Origin of the sequence: Candidatus Infernicultor aquiphilus (genome assembly GCF_002784285.1) — a bacterium.
Classification (GTDB): domain Bacteria; phylum Atribacterota; class Phoenicimicrobiia; order Phoenicimicrobiales; family Phoenicimicrobiaceae; genus Infernicultor; species Infernicultor aquiphilus.
The window spans coordinates 1,053-9,771 of sequence record NZ_PFKO01000004.1; the positions used below are offsets into that span (position 1 = coordinate 1,053).

General features: G+C 31.9%; 8 protein-coding genes. 6 read left to right on the forward strand and 2 right to left on the reverse strand.

Going from position 1 to position 8,719, the window contains the following annotated elements; all coding sequences use genetic code 11:
• The coding region (locus COZ07_RS00090; RefSeq protein WP_406606585.1) for an ATP-binding cassette domain-containing protein at positions 1-634 on the reverse strand (634 nt) is incomplete at its 3' end.
• A 62-nt stretch (positions 635-696) separates the two neighbouring features.
• Entirely contained in the window at positions 697-1,689 is a 993-nt protein-coding gene (locus tag COZ07_RS00095; RefSeq protein WP_406606586.1) for a LacI family DNA-binding transcriptional regulator, read from the reverse strand.
• Positions 1,690-2,157: 468 nt separating this feature from the next.
• Between COZ07_RS00095 and COZ07_RS00100 the strand changes: the two genes are divergently transcribed.
• The 6 genes from COZ07_RS00100 to amaP all read left to right on the forward strand — a co-directional run.
• On the forward strand, positions 2,158-2,667 hold the full coding sequence (locus COZ07_RS00100) for a R3H domain-containing nucleic acid-binding protein (protein WP_406606587.1): 510 nt from the start codon (positions 2,158-2,160) through the stop codon (positions 2,665-2,667).
• Positions 2,668-2,956: 289 nt separating this feature from the next.
• The gene (gene mnmE, locus COZ07_RS00105) at positions 2,957-4,369 is read left to right on the forward strand and encodes a tRNA modification GTPase (RefSeq protein WP_406606588.1); all 1,413 of its coding nucleotides are present in this window, start codon (positions 2,957-2,959) and stop codon (positions 4,367-4,369) included.
• Between the two features lie 990 nt (positions 4,370-5,359).
• A complete protein-coding gene (gene rsmG, locus COZ07_RS00110) occupies positions 5,360-6,097 on the forward strand; it encodes a 16S rRNA (guanine(527)-N(7))-methyltransferase RsmG (RefSeq protein WP_406606589.1) in 738 nt (245 codons plus the stop codon).
• A 231-nt stretch (positions 6,098-6,328) separates the two neighbouring features.
• Positions 6,329-7,090, forward strand: a complete 762-nt coding sequence (locus COZ07_RS00115; protein WP_406606590.1) for a ParA family protein — start codon at positions 6,329-6,331, stop codon at positions 7,088-7,090.
• Positions 7,083-7,931 carry a ParB/RepB/Spo0J family partition protein gene (locus COZ07_RS00120; protein WP_406606591.1) on the forward strand — a complete coding sequence of 283 codons (849 nt, stop codon included), beginning with the start codon at positions 7,083-7,085 and terminating at the stop codon, positions 7,929-7,931. Before COZ07_RS00115 ends, COZ07_RS00120 begins: the two co-directional genes overlap by 8 nt.
• A gap of 263 nt (positions 7,932-8,194) precedes the next feature.
• Positions 8,195-8,719, forward strand: a 525-nt coding sequence (amaP, locus tag COZ07_RS00125) for an alkaline shock response membrane anchor protein AmaP (protein ID WP_406606592.1), incomplete at its 3' end; no start/stop codon positions are given.

Consider the following 8,719-nt stretch of genomic DNA (forward strand, 5'->3'; position numbering starts at 1 on the left):
TATGAGAAATATATATACATGCCCTCCCGGATTCTTTTATCTTTCTTACAAAATTTAATACTTTCTGAACTTCCTTAAGCGATAAAGCTGAGGTCGGTTCATCGAGCACTATTAGGTCTGCATCAAAGTACATTGCTCTGCCAATTGCTATTCCTTGTCTCTCTCCCCCTGACAACTTATTAGCTTTAGATTCTGCAGTAATTCCTGCCCCTCGAAAGCCAATTATATCAAACATAATTTTTTGGGCCATTTCTTTTTCCTCACGAACCCTAATAAATCCCAAACGATTGGTCATTTGTCTGCCAATAAAAAAGTTTCTCCATAAATCCTGTTTTTCTCCTAATGATTTATCTTGATATACTGCCTCAATCCCCAATTTATAAGCTTGTTTAACATTATAATCTTTAAGGGATATTTTCTTATCACGAATATACAATTCTCCTTTGGTAGGAGGGAAAACTCCAGTTATAATTTTAATCAACGTTGATTTTCCAGCACCATTATCTCCAATTAATCCCACCACTTCATTGGCCCCTACTTCAAAGTTTATTCCATTAAGCGCAGCGACATTACCAAAATATTTTTCAATATTATTCATTATTACTGCATTTTTGAATTGTCTTTTTTCTGGCACAAATTACCTCCTTGAAAAACTAATAATAATTATAATAAATATTAATTTATTCAATATTAACATTACGTTTCTCTTACGATAAGTTCCACATCCAGAATTACTTTTTTCAGCTTTTTATGCCTACCGTTTATACGAGAAAGTAACAGTTTTACACTTTCTATGCCTAACTCTTGTTTCTTCAGTCTAATAGTAGTTAATGCAGGATTCATAAGAGAGCAAAAGGGAATATCGTCATAACCGACTAATCCTATATCCTCAGGTATTCTTAATCCTTTTTCCCGGATAGCCTGCATTGCCCCAAAGGCCATCATATCGTTGTAAGCAAAGATAGCGGTAAAATCTAAATTTTTTTCCAGCATCTGTTTGGTTCTTTCATACCCATCTTTTACATCTATATCCCCAACGCTTACCAGGGCATCATCCATAGATATCCCATATTTTTTCAAGGCTTTCTTATACCCCTCTAATCTACCTTTAGCAGGTGACTTGTACAGAAAACCATCTATTAAAGCTATCCTTTTATGCCCTTTTTTAATCAGATATTCTGTGGCCAAAAATCCCCCTTTAACCTCATCATTATATATTGCATCTAATTCAATATTTTCAAAATCTCTACCCACAACTACAAAAGGGATATTTGCTTCAACGAGACTATTTATATCATCATCTCTATCTTGAACTGGGGCTATGAGCAATCCATCTACTCGCTTTGCTAACAGCAAATTTATTGCTTCTTCTTCCTTCTTGTAATCTCTTTGGGTATTAGCAAAAATTATATGATAATTTTTCTCCCTGGTTGCTACTTCCATTCCATTTAAAACCTCAGCATAAAAAGGATTTCTATTATCTTCAATTACTACTCCTACTGTTCCTGTTTTATTGGTTCTCAAGGCCACTGCAGTATTATTTCTAACATATCCCAATTCTTGGGCAACCTTGAATATCCTCTTCTTGGTCTCTTGGTTTATATCTGGCTTATTATTTATTGCTCTTGATGCGGTATTCACTGAAACTCCTGCTTTTTGTGCTACCATTCTTAAAGTTATATATTTCATATTTCCTCCCGTAAACGTTACCGATAACGTTAATATATTAATATCACAAGGTTTTATATATGTCAAATTATTTGAGATATAATTTTTTAACTTTTATTAAAAAATTCTTTAGAATGGTAATTTGTTTAGGTGGGAATAAATTCGAAACTAAATTTTTACTTTAAAAATATATTTTTTATTCTTGTCGAAAAAAAATTTTCTAAACTATATGATTGTCACCCAAAAAGTAAACAAACCTGTCCTCGACCTGTTCGGGGAATACTAAGGTAGGGGTCGGATTTATCCGACCCGCTTATTTACGGGTTCGATAAATCGAACCCCCACAACATAATTATAACTAATCTTATTTCCAACGCGATACGCAATACGCGACGAAGTCTGTTGAAAATATTTTTAGCTTTTTGGGTTACAACCATATACTGTAATATATTTTAAATGCACAGGGTAGCTATAAAAGAGGAGATAGATTTGGAAAATACGAATAATATGGAATTAAACCCTCAAGAAAAAGCTGAGGCGATATTAACGAAAGTAATAGATTTTATTTTAGAGGATGGAAAAGTTCAAATAGTTGATCAAGAAGGGAATGATTCAATTATTTTAGAAATAAAAACTTCTAATCCCGGAATGATCATTGGAAGACATGGGCATACTCTCGATGCCCTTCAATATATTATTAACATTATAGTCAACAAAGGAATTAATGAACCGGAAAGAAGGAAAATAATAATTGATATTGAAGGCTATAGGAAAAGAAGAGAAGATATTGTTTCCAAATATGCTCAGGAAAAAGCAGAAATAGTGAAAAGATCAGGTAAAAAAGTTGCTCTTTGTTTTATGAATGCAGTGGAAAGAAGGATAGTCCATCTCGTTTTACAAGAAGACCCGCTAATAATTACTTATAGCGAAGGCACAGAACCTTATAGAAGAGTTATAATAGCCCCAAGAGAGAAAGAAAATAATAAAGAAGAGTTATAATTAAAGAACTATTAGTAAGCATAAGAAGTAGATATGGTTAAATATTAATCTTTTTATGCTTTTTGAATTATGATTTTTCGCTTTTCTGCCTGTGCGTTGCCTGTCTGCGTGTGTACCTGTCTGCGTGCGTACACGCACAGGCAGGCACGCAGACAGGTCGCCTTAAGTAAGACAGGCGTCTCGCCTGTCTATCAAGCAACTAACTAATTAACCAGCAAATTAACTAACCATTTAACCAAGATAATATCTACTAACGCTATTCACTATCGAATAATTTAGGAGAGCCTTGATGAAATTTTGGGAAAACGATACTATTGCAGCTATTTCTACCTCTCTCGGCGAAAGTGGGATTGGTATCGTAAGAGTAAGTGGCCCGAAAGCCTTAGAAATAGCCCAAAAATTATTTAGAGATAAAAATTTAAATAAAAAAAATATTAAAGATTTTTCGACCTATACCGTTCATTACGGGTTTGCAGTAGATCCTAGAGATGAAGAAATAATTGATGAGATAATTTTGGTTTTAATGAAAAAACCTAAAAGCTATACCCGAGAAGATGTGGTAGAGTTCAATTGTCATGGAGGAATTCTTTCTATTAAAAAAGTTTTAGAAGCAGCGATTAGGCACGGAGCGAGGATGGCTGAACCAGGAGAATTTACTAAAAGAGCTTTCTTAAATGGTAGAATTGATTTAAGCCAGGCTGAAGCTGTAATTGACCTTATTCAAGCTAAAACTGAGAAGAGTTTAATATTTTCATTAGCTCAACTGGGAGGCAATTTAAAAAGGAAGATTAAAGATTTAAGACACAGGTTGATACAGATTTCATCGGAGATCGAAGCTCCTATGGACTTTCCCGATCAAGACATTAAAGAATTAAATCCAACCCAAATTGAAGCAAGAATAAAGAATGTTTTAAAAGAAATTAATTCTCTCCTGGAAACCCTGAATTATGGGAAAATACTGAAAGAAGGGATCAACACTCTAATAGTTGGCAAGACCAATGTGGGGAAATCTAGCCTTTTTAATACTTTATTAAAAGAAAATCGGGCAATTGTAACTCATCTACCAGGAACAACCAGAGATACCATTGAAGAGTTAATTAATATCAAAGGAGTGGCTTTTAAAATTATAGATACTGCCGGGTTTAAAACTCCTGAAAATATTATAGAAAAGATAAGTATTAAAAAAATGATGACCCTTTTTAAAAAAGCCAATCTAATTTTAGCTATGTTTGATGCCAGTACCCCCTTATCCTCAGAAGATGAAGAAGTTATTAAAGAAATAAATAAAGAAAAAAGTGAAAATAAAAAGATGGTAATAATCGAAAACAAAATAGATTTAACTGAAATGATTAATCGTGAGAAACTATTTAGTCTTTTAAATAATAAAAATAGTATAAGGATGTCTTTAACAGAAAAGATTGGTATAGAACAGTTAGAAGAAGAGTTAGTCAAAAAGGCTCTGAAAGGTTTAGTGATACCAGAAAACGGAGTGATTGTAAATAATGTTAGACAAGCAAATCAATTAAATAAGGCTAAAAAAGGACTGGAATATATATTAGAAGGACTGAAGAAAAAAATACCATACGATTTATTAACTGTTGATTTAAAAGATGTCTTAGATTCTTTAGGTGAGATAACCGGATATCCTGTAAGCAACGAAATAATTGATCATATATTTTCTCGTTTTTGTATTGGAAAATAATATATTAATTTGCGATAGTATAGAAAAGAATTTACTCTTTAGAGAAAATGTTCCACGTAGAACATTTAAAAATTAAATGTGGACAAACTGTGGGAAACCCTTAATTGCTTAGAACCAAAGGCTTTAACTTTATTGATTAACTTTATCAGGTACTAAGGTAAAAAATAAGTTAAAGAATTACTTATATAAAATGCTTATTCAGTTTATTTATCTAAATAGTTGGAGTTTTTTAATAAATTTCAAAAAATTATTTTTTAATTGTATTTTTTAGATTAGAATTATACCAATTCCAAGTTATGATGTTAACCCAAAAAGCAAACAAACCTGTCCTCGACCTGATCGGGGAATGGTAATGTAGGGGTACCATGCATCTTACCCACAGGAGAAATTAGGTAATAATATGGCGAGGGCACAATTCCTGTCTGCGTGCGTACCTGTCTGCGTGCGTACACGCACAGGCAGGCACGCACAGGCAGGCATTGTGTCCCTACAACATAATTATAACCAAAAAGTCATAATTTACTATAAAATTATCTGCAACGTACCTTATATGTAATCTGTTGAAAATATTTTTGGCTTTTTGGGAATAACCAAGTTATAATATTTTATTTTACTTGATATGTGGATAAATTGTGGAAAAACATAACAAGTAGATAGTGAATAGTCGTTAGTATATACTATATAGTGGAGAAGAAAGAGAAAAGAAAAATCCAGAATTCAGAGGCCAGAGGTAGGGGTTCGATTCATCGAACCCGTTAAAAGAAGTACCCAAAAAACCGGGGCGGATAAATACGCTCCCTGCACTAAAAAGACATCATAACAATAGCCGTAAGATACGAGAAAAAAAGCTTTTGATTTTGAATTATAGTTTTTTATATTAAATTCTTACTTTAGTAGCGTAAAGGCATGACGTGTCGTGTCTTCTTGTAATAATTAATTAACCACTAAACAGCCAACTAACTAACAAAATAAAAAGAGGCGATTTATTTTTTGTTAAAAGAAGATGAAAATATTTTAGTGGAAGGTGCTCAAAAAATAGGGATTGAATTTAATAAGGCCTACCTAGAAGGCTTTTCCCAATATTTGGATTTATTAATCAAATGGAATCAGAAAATAAATTTAACTTCCTTAAAAACCTCCTCAGAAATCATTATCAAACATTTTTTAGATTCTATTGCCTGTATAAAAGTTATTAATCAGTATATCCATCTAGAAGAAATAAATATTATTGATGTAGGGACCGGGGCAGGTTTCCCAGGTATTCCCATTAAAATAGTCTACCCTTCGATTAAATTATCTCTCCTGGAGGCAAAAAAGAAGAAGATAATATTTTTAGAAAAATTAATAGAAAAATTGAATTTAAAGAAAGTTAAGATACTTAATGGAAGAGCAGAAACTTTTGGGAGATGTTCGGATTACCGGGAGAAATATGATCTAGTAATATCCAGAGCAGTAGCCCCTTTAAATATTTTAAGTGAATATTGCCTTCCTTTGGTTAGAATAGGGGGATTATTTATAGCTCAGAAAGGAAGATCATATCCAGAAGAAACCGAAAAAGGCATTAATACAATTAATTTTTTAGGCGGAGAACTGATTAAAGTTGAAAATATTCAAGTTCCTTTTATAAAGCAAGAAAGATATGTCTTAGTGATTAGGAAAATAAAAAATACTCCTTTAGGATATCCGCGGAGAGAAGGGGTGCCCCAAAAAAGACCTTTGCATTTTTGAGATATTTTTGATAATATAAATACATTCCTAGATAAGATAATATATATACCTACTTCTTAAAAGGGGTGAAATATGGCGGGGACAAGAAAATTACTATAATTTTATAAAATTTTGATTATCAATGAATGTTCCACGTGGAACATCTTTGTAAAAAATAAACCATCCTTATATTAAATCGGTGCAATTTGAGTACGGCCGGTGTAATTAAGTATATATATGGGGGGAATATTTATGACTAAAGTTTTGGCTATCACCAACCAAAAAGGCGGAGTAGGTAAAACCACTACCGCAGTAAACCTAAGCACCGCTATGTCCTTGTATAAAAAAAAGATTTTATTGATTGATATAGATCCTCAAGGAAATACGAGCAGTGGGATAGGTTTAGATAGATCAAAGGTTAAAAGATGCATTTATGACGTTTTGATCAACCAAGCTCCTATAAGAGAAATTATTTTGCACTCCAAGATAAAAAATTTAGATGTTTTACCCTCTACGATACAATTGGTCGGTGCAGAAATAGAATTAGTTAATTATAGCTCTCGAGAAAACAAATTACAGCAAGTGATTAAATCAATTAAGGACGATTATGATTATATAATTATTGATTGCCCCCCCTCCCTTGGTCTTTTAACCTTAAATTCTCTTACTGCTGCTGATTCGGTTATCATCCCGGTCCAGTGTGAATATTATGCTTTAGAAGGTATTGGGCAATTATTAAATACTATAAATTTAGTTAAAGAAATTCTTAACCCATCATTAGAAATCGAAGGTATTTTACTAACCATGTATGATACCAGAACTAATCTTTCTCGTGATGTGATAGAAGAAGTGAAAAAAAATTTTAAAGGAAAGATATTTAAATCAATAATTCCACGAAATGTTCGAGTAAGCGAAGCTCCCAGCTATGGCCAGCCGGTTGTTTTCTATGATGCAAAATCTAAAGGGGCGATAGCTTATAAAAAATTAGCCCAAGAGGTGATATCAAATGGTTAAAAGAGGATTAGGGAAAGGGTTAGAAGCCCTTATTCCCAAGATTGACCACCAAGAAAATGAATTTATAACTGAAATAGAGATCGAAAGCTTAACTTCCAATCTTTTTCAGCCACGCAAGAATTTCGACCAAGAAAAACTGGAAGAACTAAAAGAATCCATAAAAAGACACGGAGTAATCCAACCTATTGTAGTAAGAAAAATTGCTAATGGTTATGAAATTGTTGCTGGAGAAAGAAGATTAAGGGCGGCCCAAGAAATTAAGTTAAAAAAGATACCAGCAATTATTAAAAATTTTAGTAATGAAAAAAGTCTGGAAATTGCCTTAGCAGAGAACATTCAAAGGGAAGATCTCAATCCTATTGAGCAAGCCAATGCTTTTAAAAGATTGATAGATGAGTTTAAACTTACTCAGCAAGAATTAGCAGAGGTAACCGGAAAGAGTAGAGCCTTAGTTACTAATACTATCCGACTTTTAAAATTGAATTCAGAGATACAAAAAAATATATCCGAAGGGAAAATTTCTTTTGGTCACGCCAAATTATTATTAAGCCTGGAAGATGAAGAATTACAAAGAGTAGTATGTAATAGAATAATGGGTAATGATTTATCAGTAAGAGATACTGAAAACTTAATTAAAAAGATAGGAAAAGCACCAAAAAAACCATTTATAGTAAAAAATATTACTCTTGAAAATTTTCCGGAAGCAGAAGAAAAATTAAGAGATATTTTGGGGACCAAAATAAGTATATTGTATGATGGCAAGAAAGGGAAGATAAATATTGAATTCTATAGCAAAGAAGATTTAAGGAGAATTGTTGATTTGTTGTTAAAGGGGAAATAGGTTAGAACCACTTGGCGAAGATGCATTAATAAATTAATATTTTAATTAATGTTTATTATGTTATATTAATTAAGATTAATGTTTATTATGTTATTTATTTATAATATTTTAAGGTATAGGAATTTCAATAATTCCTATACCTTAAATAAGGAACATGATTTATTATTATGAAGAATATTAAAGACAAGATATTCAAGGGGAAAGAATTTCCCCTTGAATATCTTGTAATGGTAAGATAATAAAATAGAAAGGATGATGCTAAGATGAACAGAGAGAATTTTAATAATTTAATTTTTGTTTTATTTTTGGTAATCATGATTTTTGTCTCAGGTATTGTTTTTTTAATTTCTTTAAAACTTATTTCTATAGAAATTTTGGTATGGAAAGTAAATTATTATTATAATCTATTCTATTCCAATCTTTTCAACCAGATCATATCGGGTTTAATAGCAGCTTTAATAATTATTCTGTTAATTTATTTAATCTGGAGGAAGGCTCAATATAATAGAGAAAGCCTTTCTGTGGTTCAAAAAACTTCGTTTGGCGAGATTAAAATTTCTACTGGCTCTATAAAACTTTTGGCTTTAAAAGTAGCAAAGGGGATGGGAGAGGTTAAGGAAGTAAAGCCAGAAATTAATATCGTAAAGACGGGAGGAATAAATATAAACCTACGTCTTTCTGTAAAACAGGATGTAAACATACCCGAACTTTCGGAGAAAATTCAAAGAAGGTTAAAAGAATATATTTTAGAAACAATTGGAATAGAAACAAAGGAGATCAAGATAAAT

Bases quoted from the DNA above. Each gene is read 5' to 3' on its own strand.
- COZ07_RS00115 (WP_406606590.1), top strand. From the start codon at position 6,329: ATGACTAAAGTTTTGGCTATCACCAACCAAAAAGGCGGAGTAGGTAAA.
- mnmE (WP_406606588.1), top strand. From the start codon at position 2,957: ATGAAATTTTGGGAAAACGATACTATTGCAGCTATTTCTACCTCTCTC.
- COZ07_RS00120 (WP_406606591.1), top strand. From the start codon at position 7,083: ATGGTTAAAAGAGGATTAGGGAAAGGGTTAGAAGCCCTTATTCCCAAG.
- COZ07_RS00095 (WP_406606586.1), bottom strand. From the start codon at position 1,689: ATGAAATATATAACTTTAAGAATGGTAGCACAAAAAGCAGGAGTTTCA.